Here is a 21,196-nt window from a genome sequence, read left to right on the forward strand (position 1 = left end):
GATGACCGGAGCCGGCCGTGACCGGGAACGAAGGCGACGCACCCGTTCGCTGCTCGGCCTCGCCTACCTGGCCGGGTTGTCGGCCCTGCTCGGGCTGAAGGCGGGCTGGGTGCCCGCGGCGGGCGTCCTGCTCGGGACGCTCGCGCTGGTCTACCTAGTGCTCACGATCGTCGTCCGGCGAGACCTGCGTAGGGAACGGCGGCGCCGCGCCGCGGGCGCCCCACCGTCGTGGCCCGCCCAGCTGCCGGTTTCGGCGGCCCACCTCCTGGGCGCCAAGGCACCGGGACGGCACGCCCGGCGGGCCGACGAGGTCGGCGAACTGCTGGGCCGGCTGACCTTGGCGGGCGGGGAATTGCGTTGGGCCCCCAGGGAAGGCGACCGCCGGCGGGGTGTCGGACCGCTGGTGTTCGACCGGTCCTGGGCCGCGGAGGTCGTGCCGCTGTGGGGTCCGGGCCGCCAGGGCTGCCTGACGCTCACCCATCCCGCCGGGACGGCGGTCGACGTCTGGATCCGCCACCCCGCCGACCTCGGGCGGGCGCTGGCCGGCGGGCCCGCCTCGTGACGGGACCGCCGGCCGGGCCTCACACCAGGGACGCGGTCAGGCCGCCGTCGAGGACGTAGTGGCTGCCCGTCACCCAGCTCGCCCGGTCGGACGCGAGGAACGCCGCCACCTCGGCGATGTCCTGCGGGGTGCCGAGCCGTCCCTGCTTCGCGGCGACGAGGTCGCCGAAGGGGACCTGGGTCGCCGCTTCGAAGTCGGGGACGAGCCGTTCGACCATGGCCGTGTCGGCGAAGCCCGGGCAGACCGCGTTGACGCGGATCCCGGCCGGGCGCATCTCCACCGCGGCGACCCGGGTGAGCTGGATGACCGCGGCCTTGGTCGCGCAGTAGGAACCCAGCAGCGGGCTGCCGCCGACCCCGGCGATCGACGAGATGTTGACGATGTTGCCCTGGGACTCCACCAGGTGCGGGGTCGCCGCCTTCATCGCCACGAACGTGCCGCGCACGTTGACCGCGAAGATCTTGTCGAAGCTCTCCGTGGACTGCTGCAGCAGCGGTGACGACACCTCGATCCCGGCGTTGTTGACCAGGACGTCGAGGCCGCCGAGGATCTCGACCGCCTGCTGGATCGCCGTCTGGACCTGGGTTTCGTCGGTGACGTCGCAGTTGGCGACGCCGGCCGCGCCGATCTCCTCGGCCGCCTGCTTGGCCGAGAGGGCGTTGAGGTCGCTGACCACGACCTGGGCGCCGCGTTCGATGAACAGCTTCGCGATGGCCTTGCCGATCCCGGCACCGGACCCGGTGACGAAGACACGCTTTCCTTCGAGTTCGGACATTCCTGTTCCTCTCACATCGCGTCGATCTTGGGCAGGATTTCTTCCTTGAGCCGCTTCAGGTCGTCGAGCGTCTTCGCCACCGGCACGTCCTGGAACGGCGGCCACAGGAAGGGCATCGTCAGCCCGGCTTCCTTGTAGCGCTTGAGCTGGTCGGTGATCTGCGCCGCCGACCCCACGAGCAGGTTGGTGCCCTTGCCCCGCGGGGTCTGGTCCATGTCCTGGTCGGTGATGACGAACCAGATCATGCTGGAGATCTCGAGGTCGTCGACGGACCGCTGGGTGTCGAGTTCGTCGAGCTCACGCTGGATCTCGGTGCGCCACCGCTGGATGTCCTCGGGTGAGTCCTGGATCCCGATCCAGCCCGACAGGTTGTACTTGGCGATGCGGCTCGCCGAGCGCTTCGGATCCTTGAGGCCGCTGAAGAAGATCGGCGGGTGCGGCTTCTGCACCGGCTTGGCCCCGAACCCGGCCGGCTCGAAGTCGGCGAACTCGCCGTGGTACTCGAAGACCTCGTTGGTCCAGATGCCCTGCATGATCTCCAGGGTTTCGCGGACGTGCTTGTGCCGCTTGGGAAAGATGTGCGTGGCGCTGGCGGCGGCGAACTCCTCCGGCATCCAGCCGGAGCCGACGGCGACGTTGAGCCGCCCGCCCGAGAGGTGGTCGATGGTGGCCAGCTCCGCGGCGAGCACGCCGGGGGACCGGTACGGCGTGTCGATGATGCTCATGCCGATCCGGACCTTCGACGTCTTCGCGGCGAGCCAGGGGAGCAGCGGCATGCCCTGCAGGAACTCGCCCCGGGAGCTCACCGGGAGCTGCTTGCCCATTTCGTCCAGCATCCCGAAGGGGTACTGCATCTCCCCGCGGTCGGAGGCCTCCGGCACGATGATCCGGTCGAGCGTCCAGACGGAGTCGAAGTCGAGGTCCTCGGCGAGGGCGGTGAGGTCCTCGAGTTCCCGCACGGTCACTTTGTCCCGGAAGTTCGGCAGGTAGAGCGCGAGTTTCATGGTCGGACAGCCTCCTTGCTGTTCTGCGTGAACGTGGAGCGGATGTCGGCCTTCAGGACCTTGCCGACAGTGGAGCGCGGCAGCTCCGGCCAGATCTCGATCTGCTTCGGCGCCTTGACGCTGCCGATGCGGGCCTTGACGAACGCGATCAGCTCGCCCGGGTCGAGCTCGGAACCGGGCTGGAGCTGGACGACGGCGGTGACGCGTTCGCCCCACTTGTCGTCGGGCAGCCCGATCACGGCGCAGTCGCGGACGGCGTCGTGGGCCATCACGGCCTGTTCGACCTCCGCGGAGTAGACGTTGAACCCGCCGGTGATGACCATGTCCTTGGCGCGGTCGACGATGTGCAGGTAGCCCTCGCCGTCGAGGAACCCGATGTCGCCGGTGTGGTGCCAGCCGTGGGCCGACGACTCCGCCGTGGCCTCCGGGTTGCGGTAGTACCCGGCCATCACGAGCGAGCCGCGCACACAGATCTCCCCGCGTTCGCCTTGCGGCACAGGCCGTCCATCGGCATCGAGGATCGCGACGGTGACCAAGGGCGAAGGCCGTCCGGCGGACGACAACCGTCCCGTGTGGACGGTGCCGTCGGGGTGGCGGTGCTCGGCGGGCGCCATCGTCGAGATCATCATCGGCGCTTCGGACTGGCCGAAGAGCTGGGCCATCGGCCCGATGCGCTCGAGGGCTTCGGTCAGCCGGGTCGTCGACATCGGCGCCGCGCCGTACCAGAAGCACTGCAGGGACGACAGGTCCGTGCGATCGAGCGCCTCGTGGCCGAGCACCATGTAGATCAGCGTCGGGGGCAGGAACGTGTGCGTGACCCGGTGGCGCTCGACCAGCTCCAGGAACCGGCCGACGTCGGGCTTGGCCATGATCACGACCTCGCCGCCGCGGGCGAGGATCGGGAAGCACAGGACACCGGCGGCGTGCGTCAGCGGGGCCAGTGCCAGGTACACCGGCCGCCCGTCGAAGGGGTAGCTCATCAGCGTGATCGCCGACATGACCTCGAGGTTGCGGTCGGTGAGCATGACGCCCTTGGGGCGGCCCGTGGTGCCGCCGGTGCCGACCAGCGCGACGACGTCGTCAGGCTGCGGCGCTTCGGCCGGCGGATCGTCGCGGGCGGCGTCGAGCCAGTCGCCGAAGCCGGGGGCGAAGTCGTCGCCGTCGCCGAGGCGGACCAGGGTGGTCAGCTTCGGCAGCCGGGGGACGATCTCGCGGACGAGGTCCTCGAAGCCCGGCTGGAAGAGCAACGTGGTGCAGTCGAACAGGTCCAGGAGCTCGGCGTTCTCGCCGGCCGCGTTGCGCGGGTTGATCGGGCACCAGACCGCACCCGCGCGGGCGATGCCGAAGACGCACGTGAAGGCGGTCGGGTCGTTGGCCGAGAGGATGCCGACCTTGTCCCCGGGTCGCACGCCGGAGTGCCGCAGCGCGCGGGCGACGGCCCCGGCCAGCTCGGCCACTTGGCCGTAGGAGACGGAGTTCCCGTCGAGGGTCAGGCAGGGCGCGTCCGGGTTCAGAGAGGCGCCTTTTTCCAGGTAGAAGTACAGAGACATCGTCGTCCCTCCCGAGCTGCGTCGGTCGCTGGACACGACCTTGACCGCCGTTTGGACGAATGTCAAGATTTTCTTGGACGATTGGTCAGAGAGTCGCTCGATGGTATCTTCGGCCGGTGACCAGCGCAGCCGCCGTGAGGCGCGGGACCCGCGTCGACAAGTTCGAGGAGCGCCGTCGGGAACTCGCCGACGCGGCTCTCCTCGCGCTCGCCGACCTCGGGTACGCCCGCACCAGCCTGCGGACGATCGCGGAGCACACCAAGTTCTCGCACGGGTTGCTGCACTACTACTTCGCCGACAAGGTCGAGCTGATCACCTACTGCGTGCGGCGTTACAAGGCCGCCTGCGTGCAGCGCTACGAGGGTGGCGTCGGCGAGGCGGCGACGGCCGGCGAACTCGCCACCGCGTGCGCGGACGGGCTGGCCGCCGCCCTCGGTGACGCCCCGCTGATGCACCGGCTCTGGTACGACCTGCGCACCCAATCGCTGTTCGAGGCCGCGTTCCGCGACGACGTCGCCGAGATCGACGACAGCCTGCAGGACATGATCTGGCGCAACGTCCGCGGCTACGCCGACCTGGCCGGCGCCGAGCCGACGTGCTCCCCGTCCGAGGCGTACGCCCTGTTCGACGGCCTGTTCCAGCAAGCCCTGCTGCGCCACCTGGTCGGCACGGAAGGCGCACTGGACGACCTCCGGCGCGGGATCCGCGAGCTGTTCCCACGCCTCGTCGCCTGACACCCGCTCCACCCTTTCCCGTGCTCGCCGTCACAGCGTGCGCGGGACTAAACCGGTGCCTGTCCGCGTAGTAACTGTCACAAGGCTGTGGCAGTTACCGAGAAGGAGTGGGCAGATGAGCAAGACGTGGCTGATCACCGGGGCGTCACGCGGGTTCGGACGCAGCCTCGCCGAGGCGGCCGCCGCGACCGGGGACCAGGTCGTTGCGACGGCCAGGCGTCCGGAGCAGCTCCAGGACCTCGTGAACCGGTTCGGTGACCGGGTGCGCGCGGTGGCGCTCGACGTCACCGATCCGGCCGCGGCGCGGGCCGCGGTCGAGGTGGCCGTGACGGCTTTCGGGCGGCTGGACGTCGTGGTGAACAACGCCGGCTACGCGAACAGCGCGCCGATCGAGGAGATGGCCGAGGACGACTTCCGCGCGCAGATCGAGACGAACCTGTTCGGGGTGGTGAACGTGACCCGGGCGGCGCTGCCGGTGCTGCGGCGGCAGCGGTCGGGTGTGTTCCTGCAGTTCTCCTCGATCGGCGGCCGCGTCGGCGGCACCCCGGGCATGGGTGCCTACCAGACCGCGAAGTTCGCGGTGGAGGGCTTTTCCGAGGTCCTGGCGAGCGAGGTCGCGCCGTTCGGGGTGCGGGTCGTCATCGTCGAACCGGGGGCGTTCCGCACCGACTGGCAGGGCTCGTCGATGACCCTGCACCCGGCCGGCCCGGACTACGAGGAGACCGTCGGCGCGATCAACCGCTACCGCGTCGCGAACGACGGCGTCCAGCCCGGCGACCCGGACCGTGCCGCGCGGGTGATCCTGGACGTGCTTGCGTCGGACGAGCTGCCGCGCCGGCTGGTGCTGGGCGCCGACGCCGTCCGGAGCGCGCTGGAGTCGGCCGCGCAGCGCAGTGCCGAGACCGAGAAGTGGGCCTCGGTCAGCGCGTCCGCCGACTTCCCAAGCTAAACCGGACGGCCGGTCCGCGCGTTCTCCCGAAACGGACGTTCCGTACCGATCCGGCTGTTACATTTCGCGGATCGAGTGTCACTCAGCTCGTCGTGCGGGAGGAAGCTCAGTGGGTTTCGAGGTCGAGGTCGAGAACATCAGCAAGGCGGCGGCCAAGCTCGGCACCGGGACGCCGCCGTCGCTCTCCGCCGGCGGGTCGCCGAACGTCGGGGGCACGGACCGGGCCGCCGGCTACGCGGGCGACTACGAAGTCTGGCTCCTGACCCGGAAGGAAGACCTCGAGGCCGCGCAGCAGCAGGTCGAGGCCCTGGTCGAAAGCATCAAGCTCGCCGCGAAGAGCTACGACGCGACCGACGACGAAGCCCGTGACACCTTCCTCAAATCGCTGGACAGCGGCTTCGCGAAGATCGATCGGTGACGGCGGTGTTCGACAAGATCTACGAGCTCGCCGACCAGCTCGACAAGGGCAGCCCCACCGAGCTGGACGACCGGGCCCGGGCCTGCCGGACCACGAAGGAAGCGGTCAAGGACGCCAAGTCCCTGCTGGAGAGTGTCCGCGTCGAGCTGAGTGAAGGCTGGCACGGCGGAGCCGGCGAACGGGCGCTGGCTTCGCTGGAGGACTTCAAGAAGAACCGCGACGAGCAGGCCGAGGACCTCGAAGAGTCGGCGCGGTCGTTCGAGGTGGTCCGTGACGCGCTGGCGCACGCCCAGCAGGAGGGCCGGAACAAGCGCGCAGAGGCGAAGGCCCTGCAGACGAAGCTCGACGGCGTGTGGAACGACCACGGGCACGGCGGGGGCAACATCGTGCTGGCCTGGGCGGAGGACAAGCTCGTCAAGGCCAAGGCGCTGATCCTGCTGGCCGACCTGCAGCGGGTGGTCACCACCTACGACGCCGTCCTGCTCGCCGAAGGCCTGAAGCTGCGCACCAAAACCGGCTCGGTCTGGGAGCTGGCGGGTTCGGAAAAGCGGAACCTCGCGGAGATCGGCGCGATCATCCTCAAGGAGATCCCGGGCCTCGCCGCGCTGATCGCGAAGCACCCCGAACTCGACTGGGCGCTGCTGCACGGCGACTGGGACAAGATCATGCAGAACCCCGAAGTCGCGCAGAAGATCTACGACTACTTCGGCTTCAAGTACGTCGAGGACGGCGGTTTCTACACGACCGGCGAGCACTCGGTGCAGAGCTACCTCGGCTGGCACGACCTCTACGACAAGCTGGAACCGGTCATCGGCGCGCACCTCGACCACACCAGCGACGGCGGCGACAACATGGAGTTCACCGACCCGAAGACCGGGAAGCAGTACCGGCTGGAACTGTGGAAGGGCAGCTACGGGTTCGGCCAGGCATACGGCGGCGAAGTCGGTTTCTACACCAGCGAAGCCGGCGACGACTCCGGCTACTTCTCCGCCGCGCAGGGCGACGACCAGATCAAGGTGACCCAGCAGATCTACGACAAGACGAGCGGGGAGGTCTACTTCACCAACGACGGCCAGGGCGCCGACGGCACCGACAAGAAGCACTTCTGGAACCTGGCGATCCGCAACGACCCGAGCGTGGACTCCGGGAACCTGGGCCAGCGGGCCACGATCGAGGTGCGCGACGTCGGCATGCGCGACCGGATGTACGACGAGATGACCCGGTACGCGGCCGCACACCCCGAGGAAAACCTGAGTGTCACCAAGGTTTCCGACGACCCGCCGGTCCTCAGCTACGACTGGCGGAAGTGACCTACGACGTCAGCGGCCGGTACTCCCACGGCTCGTCGTCGCTCCCGTGCGCCGGGACCTCGCGGTCGGCGAGCCCGGCGTACACCCCGGCGACATCGATCAGGGCGGCCACCTCGTCGGCGACCCGCGCGCCGTGCCGCGCGTCGATCTCCTCCAGCCCTGCGCGCAGTGCCGTGGTGGCGGCGTTCCTGGCCGTGGCCCGCAGCGCGCGGGCCAGCTCCTCCGACTCGGTCATGACCCCACTCTAGGCGGAAACGCCGGGAAACAGGCGCGACCCGACGCACCGCCGCGCGGCCGTGAACCGCACCGGGAAACGTGGCTCTCTACGGGTTTTCCCTCCCGCCGGGGTGGTGCCGGAGCCCGCCGTGCAGGTGGCCCACCTGGATGGCGGTGCCGAAGTCGCCGCCGGTGATGACGTTGGTGACCCCGGCCGGGTGCGCGGTCTCCGGCTTCCTGGGCGGCTCCGGCGGCGCGTCGGTGCCGAAGCCGTGGGTCAGGAGGTCGCCGCTGGGCCGGGGGACGTAGAGGTGGACCGTGCCCGTGAACTCCTTCACCCCGGCCCGCCGGGCCACCAGCAACGACGGCGGCAGCCGGGCGTATTCGGTCAGGAGGACGTCCTCGAACACCCGCTGGGACAACACCACCGCCAGGAAGGTCTGCGCGGGGTCCGAACGGGTCAGCAGGTCACGCACCTCGGGCGCGTCGAGCAGCCGGTGCGTCGTGATCACCGCGCCGCCGATCGCGGCCGCCGAGCCGGTGCCGGGCCCGGGATCCAGCACCGGCCCGACGTTCAGGCTCGCACGCAGCCGCAACCGGACGCGACGGCCGCCGCCGCGGAACCGGGCGTCCCGCTCGGCCAGCACCTGCTGGAGGGTGTCGAAGAACCGCATCACGACCGCGGGCAGGTGGCGGGTGTCGAAGCCGAGGCCGAACCCGTCACCGGTGCCGTGCGGGAAGAACGCCTCGCGCCAGACGTGGGCGAGACCCGAGCGTTCGAAGGCGAGGGCCAGCACGTCGGGGATGGCGTCGGCGAGCACCGCCTGCCCGCGGTCGGAGTGCCCGCCGAACTCCTTGGCGTCCACGACCAGGACCGCGCGGTACGGCGGCAGCTCGTCCTCGTCCGTCATCGCGTCTCCTCACCTCGGTTCCGGTTCAGGAATAGGTCCAGTGGCCGAGCCAGGATTCGCGCCAGGCCACCGTCAGCTCGCTCACTCCGTCCACACCGGACTGGTCCACGTGGGCCTTCCACGCCTCCTCCAGGGACGCGCACAGCTTGGCCGCCGGCGGTTCGACGCCGCCCGAGGAGAACTGGCGCAGCACCGTCTTCGGCACGGCGAGCTTCGCCTTGCCCCGGATCACCGACTGCTCGGTGGCACGGCAGATGAGGTACTCGACGGTGGCCAGGTCGCCCGCGGACGCCGGGTGGTCCGGCGAAACCCGGGGCGCGACCTGGGCCAGCGCGCGGTACAGGCAGTCGAGCGGGGCGGCGAGACCCTCGTGCTGGCGGGCGATCTCCCACGAGACCCACACCGCCATGCTTTCGGGCATCTGGAACGGGCGGTAGGCGAACGCGGGGCCGGCGAAGGTCTGGTAGTCGCTCGTCGGGTCCGGCGCGGACGAGGCGGGCCCGTCGGGGTCGGGCGGCAGGCCGAGCCGCTTGAACAGCTCGCGCAGCAGCTTGTACGGCCGGGCCGCGGTCGAGGCCTCGCCGAGGAGCTTGCCCAGGATCCGGTTCAGCCGGTCGGCGGCCACCCCGTGGATCGAAAGCTGCAGGTGGACGAATGCGACGTCCGACAACGTCGTGCCCGCGCAGCCGACCACCCCCACCTGCGGGTAGCGCTGCAGGAAGGACGCGATCGCGTGCGTGGAGCCGATCCGCGCCGGCCCGACGAAGGTCACCGGCAGGCAGGTGCCGATCCGCTGGCGGGACCGGAGATCTCCCTTGTACAGCGGGGAAAACTCGCCGTCGGCGTGGTAGACCTCGAACCAGTTGCCCTGCCGGTGGCCCGGGCGCGTGTCGGCGAGCCAGAAGCTGTACCGGTGCTTCTCGCACAGCTCCCGGAACCGGTCGGCCAGCTCGAACCGCACGGCCGCGGACACGTCCCGCACCGCGATCGAGAACCGGACCGCGAGCGACGCGCACGGGGGCGCGACCTCCTTGCGGGTGCGGAGATCGTGGTTGCGGGTCTTGACGATCGTCGGCAGCTGGGCCGGGCTCTGCAACGACAGCAGCGGCGCGTCGATGAGCGCGGACGCGGCGTCGGAGATCTCCTTCACCAGGTCGCGCAGGGCCAGGCCGTGCCACTCGCACACCTCGCGCGCGCCCGGGTCGATCGCGATCAGGCCCTCGAAGGTCTGCGCGGACTCGTAGATGAACGTCGGGTTGGGGGAGGTCGTCTGGTGGAACGTCCAGGCGCCCGCGTGCTGCTGCGGGCGTTCGGCCGGCTGCTGGCCCTCGACCCGCTCGACGACTTCCGTGCCGTCCAGGGGTTTCCGGGTGCGGGTGCCGATCACGACGCCGGCGCCGTTCGTCGCCGAGCACAGCGTCTCCAGGAAGACCGTGCTGTCTGATTCCGCGGCCACCAGGTCGCGCAGGTACCCGTGCCGGGCCATCGCGTGGTGCACCTCGAAGTCCACTTTGGTCACCGGCTGCCGCGCGATCTCGAAACCGGCCCGGGCCAGGTCGGCGACGTTGCGCACGGAGATCCGCTGGCCGCGCATCTTCACCACCCCCCGGACGAGTCGAACCGGACGTCGGCGTCCAGCGGCTTGCGGCGGTCCCAGGCACCGGTGCCCGCCCACCGCGGCGCCCCGATGCGGGACAACGGGATCGCCGACTCCCGCCATGAAGCCTGGCTGAACAGCACGAGCGCGGCGAGCACCGGCACCCCGACGGCGATCGTGAGCGTGACCTGCACGACCTCGCCCCGGCTCTGCGTCGCGACGGCGGCGGCGAACCCGGCGATGGCCGCGATGCTCAGCTGCACGAGGGCCTGCGGCAGCGTGCCGAGGTACCCGAGGACGGTCCGGCGCGGCGGCAGCGACAGGCGGCTGTAGAGGAAACCCGGCAACAGCAGCAGCATCGTGATCACGGACTGGCCGTCGCCGATGTGGCCGAGCTCCTGGGTGGCGGTCCGGCCGTAGAACCAGGGGCTGCCCACCAGCAGCCAGCCGAGCACGAACGAGACCGCCGCGACGGCCAGCGCGTAGAACGTCACGTTGAGCGGGCCGGACTTCGTGGAGTCCTTGAGCACGAGCGTCGCGCGCACCCGGACGTGGTCGCCCCGCGAGTCCCGGCCGCCGGAGCGGCGCCAGTACGCCCGCGCCTCGTTGTCGGCGATGCCGTTGACGAGCACCAGGTCCTGCCCGAACTCCCGCTCGGTCAGCTCCCGCGCGGCCTCGCGCAGGTTCGCGGCGGTGAACTCCGGGTGCCGCCGCAGGGAGTTGTCCAGCTCGCCCGAGTCCGTCCGCACCGCCTCGCCCGTGGTGGCCGCGGCGGCGAGCCGGTGACAGGCCGGCAGGCTGCGCGGGGAGAGCTCCACACCGGACTGGCCGGCCTCCCACTTGCGGCGGCGCACCAGGTCCGCCAGCCGCCGCAGCACGCTCTGCGCCTGCAGCTCCAGGATCTTGTGCCGGGCGCCGTCGGCCTCCTGCAGCGGGGCGGCGTCCTGCCGCTCGGCCAGCGAGACGAGGTCCTCGGTCAGGCCGTCCACCTGGTGCCGGTCGGCGTCGGTGGACAGGTACATCCGGGAGATCTCGGCCTCGGGCGCGGTCCGGGCGACCAGGTGGTAGGACTTCAGCGTCGCCGGGATCATGGTCTCGTAGGTCACGACGTACCCGCGGCGGCTGGAGGCCAGCCGCCGCCACTGCTCCTTGGCCACGGGCTGGCGCGCGTCGACGTGCAGCGGGGTCTCGTAGCTGAGCCGGTGTTCCTCGACCGAGTCGTCCAGGGCCACCACCAGCATGTAGTCGCGGACCGCGACGTTCAGCAGGTACGCGTACTCGACCAGCAGCTCGGAACAGCCGGCCAGGATGTCCAGCGCCAGGTCCCGGCACTGCCGGCCGTACCCGGCGACCGTGCCGCCGGCCGGCGCCAGCGCGAACTCCTCCTCCGGGTGGTTCCGCTCGGTGAGCAGCGTCAGCAGCGCCTGCTGGATGAGCCAGCGCGGTTCGTGCACCTGGAACAGGAAGGTGTTCAGCTCGTGCTTGGCGGTCTGCGCGTTCTCGTCGCTGGCGAGGATCCCGCGCAGCAGCCGGTAGAGCCCGGAGGCGACCAGCCGGGACGCCTCGTGCTGGGTGAGCCGCGGCAGTTTCTGGCCGGAGCTGTCGAACACGTCGATGGGGGAGACGTCGCGGCGCGGCAGGCGGGCCAGCGGCACCCACAGCGAACGCTGCCGCGCCGGTCGCGACGCGGCTCGTTCGCCGTGTTCCTGGCCGATGAGGTCCTGCAGCTGCGCGGTGGCCTGGCGCTGACCCTCGTCGAGGAGCTTGAGGCTGACGTCGACCTCGGTGCTGCGCCGCGCCGTCCCGTGCTCGACGACGGTCAGCCGTTCGGTCAGCCGGCGCACGTGGTTGAGCCGCAGCGAGGTGTCCAGGAGGGCGAGCCCGACGGCCGCGCCCTGCCGGGACAGCCGGGGCGGGGCGCCGGGAATGGGGATCGTCTCGATGGCGTGCCGGAGACTGTCGATGCCGTCCACACAGTGAGCGTAGGAGGTGCCGCCCGCCGAAAACGAGCAAACGCCGAATCCGCGCTCGAACGGCGGCGGGGCCCGGTGTGCCAGGCGGGCGGCCATTTCCGCAGGGCGACGTCGGCGACCTGCTGCAGCTCGTCGCGGCCGGCGCCGCCGGCGGCCTGGACGGCGACCGCCGGAGTCGTTCGGCGTTAGGTCCCTGGCCCTCGCGATTGTTCCACCTCGCATGGGGCGCCTTCGCCGGATACGGATACCGGGCACGCCGGACGGCTGCGGCCCTGCTGCTGGCGTTGACCACTGCCGGAGCTCTAGGCCTCTGGGCCGGACATGTCTCCACTGGCGATGGCCATCGAGCTGCCGAACAGACCGCGACTTTCGCCGCGCCGTCGGGCACTGCGTGCGCCACAGTCGAACTGGTCGGAGTCGGTCTCGATCGTGGCCTGCCGTTCTCGCCCACGGGAATTCGCTCCCGGTGCGACCTCGATACGGCCGCCACCGCGGGGCGGTGGTTCACCGTCGCGGTTTGGCTCGTGCAGGCGGCGGTGTGGGGCCTCGCGACCCTCGCACTCGCGGGCCACACCGGCTTGATCCGCAAACCCACGTGATGCTGTCCGCTCCCGGTTGGGGCTGGGCGGCTGAGTTCAGGCTTGCGCGGCGCCCGTTGTACCCGCGAGCAGGTCACCAAGACCGCCGCGCGCGTCTTCCAGCACCAGCGCCTCGGCCGCCGCCGAATCGCCCGCCCGCAAAGCTCGGACCAGCGCGCGGTGGATCGCGTAGCGCTCCATGCCGAACCGGTCGTCCAGGCTGATCAGCTCCACCAGTCGGGTACGCCGCTCCGGCGCCGAAAACACCCGTGTCTGGTCCAGCAGGCGCACCAGGACCGGGTTGCCGGCGCAGGACTCGACGACCCCGTTGAAGCGCTGCATCGCGTCGAGCAGCCGGTCCAGGTGCCGTGAGACCTCCTGCCCCGCTTGGTGGCGCTGCTTGACGAGGATGAGCAGGTCGTCGGCTTCGTCGAGGACGGCGTCGAGCTGGTCGAGCTGCGCGGGGGTTGCGTGCCGGGCGGCGAAGCGGGCCACCATGCCGCGCAGGGCCACCTCGACTTCGGCGAGGTCCTGGATCGCGACGTCGCCGAACTCCGCCACCTTGACCGTCCGGGGCCCGGTGCGTTCGAGGAGCCCGTCCTGTTCCAGGCGCCGGATGGCCTCGCGCACCGGTGTCGGGCTGACCGACAGCCGTTCGGCCAGCCCGCGTTCGGTGACCTTCTGGCCCGGGCGGAGCTCGCCGGTGGTGATCGCGTCGCGGATCGCGCGGTACACGCGGTCGGCCAGCGTGTCGGTGCCCTTCAGTACTTCGCCCGTCATGACCGCCAGCCTAGTAGCCACCGCAAAAGTCGTTTGCAACTATTGACCATCTTGCTATAGCAAAAGTACGGTAGCGGTCGCCACCAGGGCGGTGGCGGAGGGAAGGTGCCGGCGATGACACTGGCCACGCCCCGCGCGCGGACGGGCCGCATCACGTTCTTCGTGGCTCTCGCGGTCTTCGCGCAGGAGTCGACGTGGAACCTCTACGACTCGCAGGTCCCGCCGCTGCTGCGCGAGCACCTCGGCAGCGCCGCGCTCATCGGGGCGCTGATGGGGATGGACAACCTGCTCGGCATCTTCATCCAGCCGTGGATGGGCAACCGCTCGGACGGCACCCGCACGGCGTGGGGCCGGCGCATCCCGTACCTCGTGGTCGGCATGCCGGTGGCGGCGGTGCTGTTCGTCCTCATCCCGCACGCCGCGGCCACACTGCCGCTGCTGATCCTGACGATGTTCGGCTACGCGCTGGTCGCGAACTCGTTCAAGCCGATCGCCGAGTCGCTGCTACCGGACTTCATCGCCCCCGAACGCCGCAGCCGGGCCAACGCCGCGGTCAAGGTCGCCTCGAGCATCACGGTGATCGTCGCGGCGCTGATCAGCCTGTTCCTGATCGACGACTTCCCGAAGCTGTCGTTCGTCATCCCGGCGTTCCTGATGCTGGTGTCCGTGGCGGTGCTCGGCTGGAAGGTGCGCGACAGCCGGTCGCCGGCCTACCTCGCCGCCCTCGAAGAGGACCGCGCGGGGGACACCGGGACCGCGTCCCGCGTGCCGATGCGCCAGGTGCTGCTGGACATCGTCCGGGACGCCGACCGCAGCAGGCTGCTGGTCATCCTGGCCGTCTTCGCCTTCGGGAGCGCGTGGTTCGCGTCGCGGTCGCTCGTCACCAACTACGGCATGGAGGCCCTGCACCTGTCCCGCGGCGACGCGGGCGGGGTGTCGCTGCCCAGCGGGGTGGCCTTCATCGCGGCCGCCTACCCGGCCGCGCTGCTCGCCGAACGCTTCGGCCGGCTGCGGGTGATCCTGGCCGGGATGGTCGTGTTCGCCGCCGCGATGGTGCTCGGGACCGTCCTGCGGACCCCGGCCGGGACCGTCGTCGCCTTCTGCGTCGCCGCCGCGGGCGCGGCGGCGTTCATGGTCAACATGGCCGTCGTCCTGTGGAACCTCGCGCCGTCGGCCCGCGTGCTCGGGACCTACACCGGCCTCTACACCGTCGGCTGGTCGAGCGGCGGGTTCGCCGGGCCGGCGCTGGTCGGCGGCATGGTGGACGTCACGGGCTGGCCGTTCATGCTCCTCGACGTCGGGGCCGTCACGCTGGTCGCCGTCCTGCTGGTCGCCCGGGTCGGCGTGCTGCGCCGCCGCCGCGCCGACAGGCCCGCGCTGTGAAGCGCGTCCTGGTCACGACCGACTACCTCCGCCCCGGGGACGAGGTCGACGGGTACCTGCGGGCCGCCGGGCTGGAAACGGTGCACGCGCCGATTACCGGCCGCCGTGAGCCCGAGCAGCTCGTGGCGGCGCTCGACGGGATCGACGCGGCCTTGGTGGCCGCCGGCGAGCCGCTCACGGCCGAGGTGCTCGCCCGCGCACCGCGGCTGCGCGTCGTCGTGCGGACGGGTGTGGGCTACGACTCGGTCGACGTCGCCGCGGCGGCCCGGCTGGGGATCAGCGTGAGCAACCTGCCCGGCGTCAACGCCAACGCCGTCGCCGAGTACACGATCGGCCTGCTGCTCGCCGGGGCCCGGCGGCTCGTGCAGTCCGCTTCCGGTGTCACGCAGGGGAAGTGGCCGCGCGAGGACGGCCACGAGCTGCGTGGCTCGACGCTCGGGCTGATCGGCTACGGCGCGTCCGCGCGGGCGGTGGTGCCGCTGGCCCGGGCCTTCGGCATGACGGTGCTCTGCACGACGGGCGTCCCGTCCGATGATCCGGGCGTCCGGTTCGCCGGGCTGCCCGAACTACTGTCCACTTCGGACTACGTCTCGGTGCACACCGCGCTCACCGAACGGACTCGCGGCCTGCTGGACGCCCCGGCGTTCCGGCGGATGAAGCCGACGGCCCTGCTCGTCAACACCGCCCGCGGCCCGATCGTCGACGAGGACGCGCTCGTCGCGGCGGTGCGGGCGGGGGAGATCGCCGGTGCGCTGCTCGACGTCGTGGGCGAGGAGCCGCTTCCGCCCGGCAGCCCGTTGCGCGGGGTCGACGGGATCGTCGTGTTCTCACACCTGGCGGGCCAGACCGCCGAGGCACGGGCCGCTTCGGGCCGGCGCGGGGCGGAGGAGCTGGTGGCGGCTCTCGAAGGCCGGGCGCGGTTCGTGGTGAACGCGCGAAACGAGGAGGAATGAGGAACTATGGACACCGAACCGGTGCAGTCCGTCCGCGTCCTGGCCCCGAGCGGCATGCTCGGCGCCGGCTGGGACCACGCGACGGTCGAGCGCGGCATCGCCTTGGGCGCCGACGTCATCAGCATCGACGGCGGCTCCACCGACTCCGGCCCGTACTACCTCGGCGCCGCGACGGCCAAGACGACGGCGAAGGCCGTCGCGCGCGACCTGCGCAGCCTGCTGACGGCCGCGGCCGGCGCGGGCATCCCGGTGGTCGTGGGCTCCTGCGGCACGAGCGGGACCGACACCGGCGTCGACTGGGTCGCCGGGATCGCCGCCGAGGTGATGGCGGAGGAAGGTCTCGACCTCAAGGTCGCGAGGATCTACAGCGAGCAGGACGCGGCCGCCCTCAAGGAGCACCTCGGCGCGGGCCGGGTGCATCCGTTGCCCCCGTTGGGAGAGCTGGACGCCGAGACCCTCGAGAGCTGCACCCACATCGTCGGCGCGATGGGGCACGAGCCGATCGTCGAAGCGCTGCGCGACGGGGCCCAGGTCGTGCTCGCCGGCCGCGCCACCGACACGGCGGTCGCGGCGGCCTACCCGCTGATGAAGGGCATGCCGGCCGGGCCGACGTGGCACGCCGCCAAGATCATCGAGTGCGGCGGGCAGTGCACCAGCAACCCGCGCGCGGGCGGCGTCCTCGCCACGATCGACGCGGGCGGCTTCACCATCGAGCCGCTCGACCCCGAGGTGGCGTGCACGCCGATCCTGGTCGCCGCCCACATGCTCTACGAGACCGCGAACCCGTTCGAGATGCGGGAACCCGACGGCACCCTCGACGTCCGCGACGCGAAGTACGTCGCCCTGGACGAGCGGATCGTCCGGGTCGAGGGCTCGAAGTTCCACCTCGCCGAGCAGCACACGATCAAGCTGGAGGGCGCGCGGATCACCGGGTACGAGACGATGGCCTTCACGGCGGTCCGGGACCCGCTGGTGCTGGCCGACATCGACGCGTGGGCGGACCTGCTGCGCGCGGTGCTCACGCAGCGGGTGGCCCAGACCCTTGGCCTGGCGGCCGGCGAGTACGCGTTCGACCTGCGCCTCTACGGTCACAACGCGGTGCTGGGCGAGCTCGAACCCGAGACCGGGCCGCCGCGCGAGGTCGGCGTGATGCTGCTGGTCAACGCGCCCGACCAGGCGACCGCCACGGCCGTGGCCAAGATCGCCAACCCGCTGATGCTGCACCTGCCGACGATGGCCATGGACTACCTGCCGAGCTTCGCGTTCGCGTCCTCACCGGCCGAGGTCGAGCGCGGCGCGGCGTACGAGTTCGTGCTCAACCACGTCGTCGACTGCGCGCCGCTGGACCTGTTCCGGATCGAGTTCGGGGGGAAGACCCATGCCTGAGACCACCTTGGCGGAGCTGGCCCACGAGGTCCGGTCCAAGAACGCGGGCCCGTTCTGGGTCACGATGGAGCTGTTCATGCGCGACGCCGAGGGCTACCGGATCGCCGCGGACGAGTCGTTCCTCAACGAGGGGGTGATCGCCCGGCTGTACCGGGTCGAGGAGAGCACGATCCAGATCTTCCGGATCCCGTCGCTGAACGTCGTCAAGATCTCGTTCCCCCGCCCGGTGAGCCAGGGATCCCTGCGGGACCGCGACATCCACGCCGGCCAGCACCACGTCCCGCTGGCCCGGCTGGTGGTCCCGCCGGTGTCCTGATCCGAGGGGGTTCGTGGCCGGGTGACGGCGGCGCCCCGGAAGCCGGACGCCCGAAGCCCCTCGTCGGCTCACCAGCCCGGCCACGCAGGCCCGCGACGCGTGCCCGTGACCACGTCGTCGTCCGCGGGATCGCCCTCGGTCACGCCGGCGGCGAGCACCCGCCGTGCCACCCGTGCGCCGGTTTCGCCGTTCACGGTTTTTCGCGGCGGCACCGGAAAACGATCTGGCCGGGCCATTGAACAGTGCTCCCGGTCATTCGATCAAGGGCACCTGTGCTGTTTCCCTTTCCCGTGGTGTCGCCCAGGTGGCGGCCACCTGTTCGTGATCGCGGACGGTCACCGGTGCGGTCCCCGGACCGGGTGGTGCCGATCTCGGGTGTATTCGTGGAGGCACCGGCAAACGACCGCGGATACGCGGTCGAAATCCTCGAATGGATCAGTACGCGGACGGGTGATGGCCGGGGCCGGGAATTGTATCGAAACGGCAACGGGATTCGGGGTGGCCGCCGGTTGTCACCCATTTCTCCGGGTCAGGCGGACGTGCACCCCGTTTTCGTCCGGCCCGGCCGCCGCGCTGGGCGTCGACGTGGTGATCGCACTGCCGGCGGCGAGGGCCGCGGGGTGCCGGGGAGGGGTTCTGCGAAAATGGTCAACATCGCCGCGGCGCCGACGGCGGGCGCCCGGTGCGGCGGCGTCGTTCCACCGGTGGTCAAACAGTGCCGCCGGTGGACCGGGACCGAAGGAGCTTAGCAGAGCCGGAGCACGCGGTGGCCAACGGATGGTTAATGATCCACCAACGCGGGACGGCGGAATCGAACCGGAACCGTATTTCCGAACAATTTTGGAAATGGATGTTTATCGCCCGGTAAGAGTGGGTAACGGGGCGGCGACTCCGGCGCTCTTCGAGCATACCCTCTTGTTTGAAAACTGTCCTGCTTCTATTATCGCCGTGTGCGACCGCTCACGGACGGTACCGAGCTGCTGGTCGGCCGGGACGGTGAGCTGTCCCGGCTGGCCGCCTGGGTGTGCGACGTGGCCGCGGGCCGGGGGCGCGCCGTGCTGGTGGACGGCGAGCCGGGCATCGGGAAGTCCGCGCTGGTCCGGGCCGGGTGCACCGCCGCCGCCGGGGCGGGCTGCCAGGTCTACTGGGGCGCCGGCGACGAGCTGGGGCAGTCACTGCCGCTCCTGCCGCTGCTGGACGCCCTGCAGATCACCGCATCCACGCAGGACCCGCGCCGCGGCGCCATCGCCGAGCTGCTGCGGGGCCGGGCCACCGCCGGCAAGGGCACCGACCTCGCGGCCGCCGCCGCCGAGCAGGTCATCGTGCTGGTGGAGGAGCTCTGCCTGGACGGGCCGGTCGTGCTGGTCGTCGACGAGCTGCAGTGGGCCGACCGCACGACGGTGGCGGTGTGGGGCCGGCTCGTCCGCTCAGTCCGGCAGCTCCCGCTGCTGCTGATCGGGGTGACCCGGCCGGTGCCGCGCCGCGACGACCTGCGCTCCCTGTTCCGGCTCGTCGGGCCGGAAGGGCGGCTGCGGCTGGGCCGGCTGGCGGAACCCGCGGTGCTCGAGCTGGTGGCCGCGCTGGCCGGCGGCAAGCCGGGTGACGAGCTGGAGGCGCTGGCCGCCGACGCCGCCGGGAACCCGTTGTACCTCACCGAACTGCTCGACGCGCTGAGCCGGAGCTCGTGCCTGGACGTCGGCGACGCGGGCGTCGTGGAGCTGACCGGCGGAGCCACGCCGGACTCCCTGCCGGAGGCGATCGCGGACCGGCTGGGCTTCCTGACCGAGGCGGCGCGGACCGTGCTGCGGGCGGCGGCGCTGCTCGGGGACGGCTTCTCGGTCGCCGACCTCGCGACCGTGACGAACTGCTCGCTCGCCGAGCTGCTGCCCGCCCTCGACGAGGCACGCGCGGCCGGCGTGCTGGTGGCGGCCGACGACGACCTGGCCTTCCGGCACCCGTTGATCCGCAAGGCGTTGTACGACGAGATGCCGACGGCGGTCCGGATCGCCTGGCACCAGTCCGCCGCGTGGGCGCTGGCCGAGGCGAGCGCCCCGGTCGACCGGGTCGCGCGGCAGCTGCTGCCCATGGTGTCCACAACGGACAGCCGGCTGCCGGTGCCGCCCTGGGCGGTGCGGTGGCTGCTCGACGTGGCCACGTCGCTGATCGGCCAGGCGCCGGCGGCCGCGGTCGCGCTCCTGCGGCGGGCGGTGCGCGACGCGCCGCTCGACGACGCCGTGACGGGCGCGCTGGCCTGCCGGCTGGCCGACGCCTACTTCGGGGTGGGCAACATCGCCCAGGCCGAGCGGATCGCCTGCCGGGCGCTGGACCGCGTCCGCGACCCCGACGTGCTCATCGACCTGCACACGACGGTCCTGCAGTGCCGCGCGCTGACCGGCTGCCTCCCCGAGTCCCTCGTCGTGCTCGAAGACGCCGTGAGCCGGCCGGGCCTGCAGACCCGGCACCGGGTCCGGTTGCTGGTGCTCATCGCGCGTGCCCAGCGGGAGCTCGGCGAGGTGGACATCGCGGACCGGGTCGCCACCCAGGCGCTGGCGGAGCTCGGCGAGGTCGAAGACCGCTGGACGACCGGGTGGGCGCTGTACGTGCTGAGCATGGTCGCGATGACCCGGGGCGAGTGGGCGAAGGCGCTGCCGCTGTTCGAACGCGCGATCGTCATCGTGCGCGGCGACCCCGCGCTGATCGACCTCACCCTGCGGCTGCGCATCAACCAGTCGGTCAGCTACGGCGCGCTCAACCGCTACACCGACGCGCTCGCCGCCGCCGGGCAGGCCCGCGACCTGGCCGACCGCACCGGCAGCGCCGTGCGGCTGACCCAGGTCCAGAGCGCACTCGGGCAGCTGCTGCTCGGTGCCGGCCGCTGGGACGACGCCCTGGCCGAGGTGGACGTCATCCCGGACGACCGCAAGGACCCGAGCGTGGTGTGCTGCGACCACGGGGTCGCCGCGATCATCCACTTCCACCGCGGCGAGGCGGCCGCGGCCCAGTGGCACGTCGACGTCGCGGCGACGTACTCGGAGCGCATCGGCGACCAGGTCGTCGAACTGCTGGTGCGCGCCCGCAGCCTCGCCTTCGAGTACGCCGGCGCGCCGGACAAGGCGCTGGCCGCGTTGCTCGAAGGGCTGAACGGTGAAGACGCGGGGGAGGACCTGCTCGGGGACGCCGCCCGGCTGGCCGTCGCGAACAACGACGCGCAGGCCGCCGAGGCGATCGGGGCCCGGGTCCGCGCGATCGCCGCCGAATCCACCGTCCCGCACCGTCGTGCGCTGGCCGAGTACTGCACCGGCCTGCTCGACCGGGACGCGACAGCGTTGCTGCGAGCCGCCGACGGCTACCGTGACGCGAGTCGTCCGCTCTCCCGGGCCAAGGCTCTGGAAGCCGCAGCGACCGCGTTCGCGGAGGGCCCGGCCGACGACCGCGGCTCGGCCCGGGCCGCCTTCACCCACGCTCTGGACCTCTACACGGAGCTGGGCGCGCAGTGGGACGTCGTCCGCCTGCGCGCGCGGTTCCGGGCGTTCGGCATCCGGCGTGGCCCGACGGTCAAGCACCGTCAGACCACCCACGGCTGGGACAGCCTGACCCCGACGGAGGGCAAGATAGCCGCCCTCGTCGTCGAAGGGCTGTCGAACCCGCAGATCGCGGCCCGGCTGTACCTGTCCCCGCGCACCGTCGGCACGCACGTTTCGCACATCCTGACCAAGCTCGGGGTGAGCTCGCGCATCGACATCGCCCGGGAAGCCGCCCGCCACCAGCCCGCCTCGGGCTGAGCGGCCGCACCGGCCGCCC

General features: G+C 71.6%; 18 protein-coding genes. 10 read left to right on the top strand and 8 right to left on the bottom strand.

The window, feature by feature from the left end:
• The first annotated feature begins 1 nt into the window (after position 1).
• Entirely contained in the window at positions 2-562 is a 561-nt protein-coding gene (locus VA596_RS13140; RefSeq protein ID WP_323326673.1) for a hypothetical protein, read from the top strand.
• 19 nt (positions 563-581) lie between these two features.
• Here the strand turns inward: VA596_RS13140 and VA596_RS13145 are convergent, their stop codons facing one another.
• From VA596_RS13145 to VA596_RS13155, 3 genes are read right to left on the bottom strand one after another with little or no spacing between them, the layout of a single operon-like run.
• A complete protein-coding gene (locus VA596_RS13145; RefSeq protein WP_323326675.1) occupies positions 582-1,337 on the bottom strand; it encodes an SDR family NAD(P)-dependent oxidoreductase in 756 nt (251 codons plus the stop codon).
• Between the two features lie 11 nt (positions 1,338-1,348).
• A complete protein-coding gene (locus VA596_RS13150; protein WP_323326677.1) occupies positions 1,349-2,341 on the bottom strand; it encodes an LLM class flavin-dependent oxidoreductase in 993 nt (330 codons plus the stop codon).
• Complete coding sequence (locus VA596_RS13155) at positions 2,338-3,891, bottom strand: acyl-CoA synthetase (RefSeq protein WP_323326679.1); 1,554 nt, start codon at positions 3,889-3,891, stop codon at positions 2,338-2,340. Before VA596_RS13155 ends, VA596_RS13150 begins: the two co-directional genes overlap by 4 nt.
• Positions 3,892-4,007: 116 nt before the next feature.
• Here VA596_RS13155 and VA596_RS13160 point away from each other — a divergent pair, with 116 nt between their 5' ends.
• The 4 genes from VA596_RS13160 to VA596_RS13175 all read left to right on the top strand — a co-directional run bounded on the left by VA596_RS13160 (position 4,008) and on the right by VA596_RS13175 (position 7,302).
• Entirely contained in the window at positions 4,008-4,625 is a 618-nt protein-coding gene (locus tag VA596_RS13160; protein WP_323326680.1) for a TetR/AcrR family transcriptional regulator, read from the top strand.
• A gap of 115 nt (positions 4,626-4,740) precedes the next feature.
• Positions 4,741-5,574 (top strand): oxidoreductase, encoded by an 834-nt coding sequence (locus tag VA596_RS13165; protein ID WP_323326682.1) that lies wholly within the window; start codon positions 4,741-4,743, stop codon positions 5,572-5,574.
• Between the two features lie 109 nt (positions 5,575-5,683).
• The gene (locus VA596_RS13170; RefSeq protein ID WP_323326684.1) at positions 5,684-5,992 is read left to right on the top strand and encodes a hypothetical protein; all 309 of its coding nucleotides are present in this window, start codon (positions 5,684-5,686) and stop codon (positions 5,990-5,992) included.
• Complete coding sequence (locus VA596_RS13175) at positions 5,989-7,302, top strand: DUF4474 domain-containing protein (protein WP_323326686.1); 1,314 nt, start codon at positions 5,989-5,991, stop codon at positions 7,300-7,302. Before VA596_RS13170 ends, VA596_RS13175 begins: the two co-directional genes overlap by 4 nt.
• Position 7,303: 1 nt before the next feature.
• Here VA596_RS13175 and VA596_RS13180 read toward each other — a convergent pair whose 3' ends face one another.
• From VA596_RS13180 to VA596_RS13200, 5 genes are all read right to left on the bottom strand, one after another.
• Positions 7,304-7,537: a hypothetical protein gene (locus VA596_RS13180; protein WP_323326688.1), complete on the bottom strand. Its 234-nt coding sequence runs from the start codon at positions 7,535-7,537 to the stop codon at positions 7,304-7,306.
• A gap of 88 nt (positions 7,538-7,625) precedes the next feature.
• Positions 7,626-8,429 carry a hypothetical protein gene (locus tag VA596_RS13185; RefSeq protein ID WP_323326689.1) on the bottom strand — a complete coding sequence of 268 codons (804 nt, stop codon included), beginning with the start codon at positions 8,427-8,429 and terminating at the stop codon, positions 7,626-7,628.
• Positions 8,430-8,454: 25 nt separating this feature from the next.
• Complete coding sequence (locus VA596_RS13190) at positions 8,455-10,023, bottom strand: hypothetical protein (protein WP_323326691.1); 1,569 nt, start codon at positions 10,021-10,023, stop codon at positions 8,455-8,457.
• Between the two features lie 2 nt (positions 10,024-10,025).
• Complete coding sequence (locus tag VA596_RS13195; RefSeq protein WP_323326693.1) at positions 10,026-11,999, bottom strand: hypothetical protein; 1,974 nt, start codon at positions 11,997-11,999, stop codon at positions 10,026-10,028.
• 635 nt (positions 12,000-12,634) lie between these two features.
• On the bottom strand, positions 12,635-13,357 hold the full coding sequence (locus tag VA596_RS13200; protein WP_323326694.1) for a GntR family transcriptional regulator: 723 nt from the start codon (positions 13,355-13,357) through the stop codon (positions 12,635-12,637).
• A gap of 114 nt (positions 13,358-13,471) precedes the next feature.
• Between VA596_RS13200 and VA596_RS13205 the strand changes: the two genes are divergently transcribed.
• The 5 genes from VA596_RS13205 (at position 13,472) to VA596_RS13225 (ending at position 21,177) form a co-directional block, all read left to right on the top strand.
• Positions 13,472-14,740, top strand: coding sequence for an MFS transporter (locus tag VA596_RS13205; protein ID WP_323326695.1), 1,269 nt, complete (start codon positions 13,472-13,474; stop codon positions 14,738-14,740).
• A complete protein-coding gene (locus VA596_RS13210) occupies positions 14,737-15,693 on the top strand; it encodes a phosphoglycerate dehydrogenase (RefSeq protein ID WP_323326696.1) in 957 nt (318 codons plus the stop codon). Before VA596_RS13205 ends, VA596_RS13210 begins: the two co-directional genes overlap by 4 nt.
• A 6-nt stretch (positions 15,694-15,699) precedes the next feature.
• Complete coding sequence (locus tag VA596_RS13215; protein ID WP_323326697.1) at positions 15,700-17,079, top strand: acyclic terpene utilization AtuA family protein; 1,380 nt, start codon at positions 15,700-15,702, stop codon at positions 17,077-17,079.
• Positions 17,072-17,395, top strand: coding sequence for a DUF4387 domain-containing protein (locus VA596_RS13220; protein WP_323326699.1), 324 nt, complete (start codon positions 17,072-17,074; stop codon positions 17,393-17,395). Before VA596_RS13215 ends, VA596_RS13220 begins: the two co-directional genes overlap by 8 nt.
• A 950-nt stretch (positions 17,396-18,345) precedes the next feature.
• Positions 18,346-21,177: a helix-turn-helix transcriptional regulator gene (locus VA596_RS13225; protein ID WP_323326700.1), complete on the top strand. Its 2,832-nt coding sequence runs from the start codon at positions 18,346-18,348 to the stop codon at positions 21,175-21,177.
• The last annotated feature ends 19 nt before the right edge of the window (positions 21,178-21,196 follow it).

Origin of the sequence: Amycolatopsis heterodermiae (assembly GCF_034929455.1) — a bacterium.
In the GTDB taxonomy this organism is placed as follows: Bacteria; Actinomycetota; Actinomycetes; order Mycobacteriales; family Pseudonocardiaceae; genus Amycolatopsis; species Amycolatopsis heterodermiae.

Excerpts from the sequence above, each read along its gene's own strand:
- VA596_RS13190 (WP_323326691.1), bottom strand. The coding sequence starts at position 10,023 with ATGCGCGGCCAGCGGATCTCCGTGCGCAACGTCGCCGACCTGGCCCGG.
- VA596_RS13185 (WP_323326689.1), bottom strand. The coding sequence starts at position 8,429 with ATGACGGACGAGGACGAGCTGCCGCCGTACCGCGCGGTCCTGGTCGTG.
- VA596_RS13165 (WP_323326682.1), top strand. The coding sequence starts at position 4,741 with ATGAGCAAGACGTGGCTGATCACCGGGGCGTCACGCGGGTTCGGACGC.
- VA596_RS13140 (WP_323326673.1), top strand. The coding sequence starts at position 2 with ATGACCGGAGCCGGCCGTGACCGGGAACGAAGGCGACGCACCCGTTCG.
- VA596_RS13215 (WP_323326697.1), top strand. The coding sequence starts at position 15,700 with ATGGACACCGAACCGGTGCAGTCCGTCCGCGTCCTGGCCCCGAGCGGC.
- VA596_RS13200 (WP_323326694.1), bottom strand. The coding sequence starts at position 13,357 with ATGACGGGCGAAGTACTGAAGGGCACCGACACGCTGGCCGACCGCGTG.
- VA596_RS13145 (WP_323326675.1), bottom strand. The coding sequence starts at position 1,337 with ATGTCCGAACTCGAAGGAAAGCGTGTCTTCGTCACCGGGTCCGGTGCC.
- VA596_RS13180 (WP_323326688.1), bottom strand. The coding sequence starts at position 7,537 with ATGACCGAGTCGGAGGAGCTGGCCCGCGCGCTGCGGGCCACGGCCAGG.
- VA596_RS13220 (WP_323326699.1), top strand. The coding sequence starts at position 17,072 with ATGCCTGAGACCACCTTGGCGGAGCTGGCCCACGAGGTCCGGTCCAAG.
- VA596_RS13205 (WP_323326695.1), top strand. The coding sequence starts at position 13,472 with ATGACACTGGCCACGCCCCGCGCGCGGACGGGCCGCATCACGTTCTTC.
- VA596_RS13150 (WP_323326677.1), bottom strand. The coding sequence starts at position 2,341 with ATGAAACTCGCGCTCTACCTGCCGAACTTCCGGGACAAAGTGACCGTG.
- VA596_RS13155 (WP_323326679.1), bottom strand. The coding sequence starts at position 3,891 with ATGTCTCTGTACTTCTACCTGGAAAAAGGCGCCTCTCTGAACCCGGAC.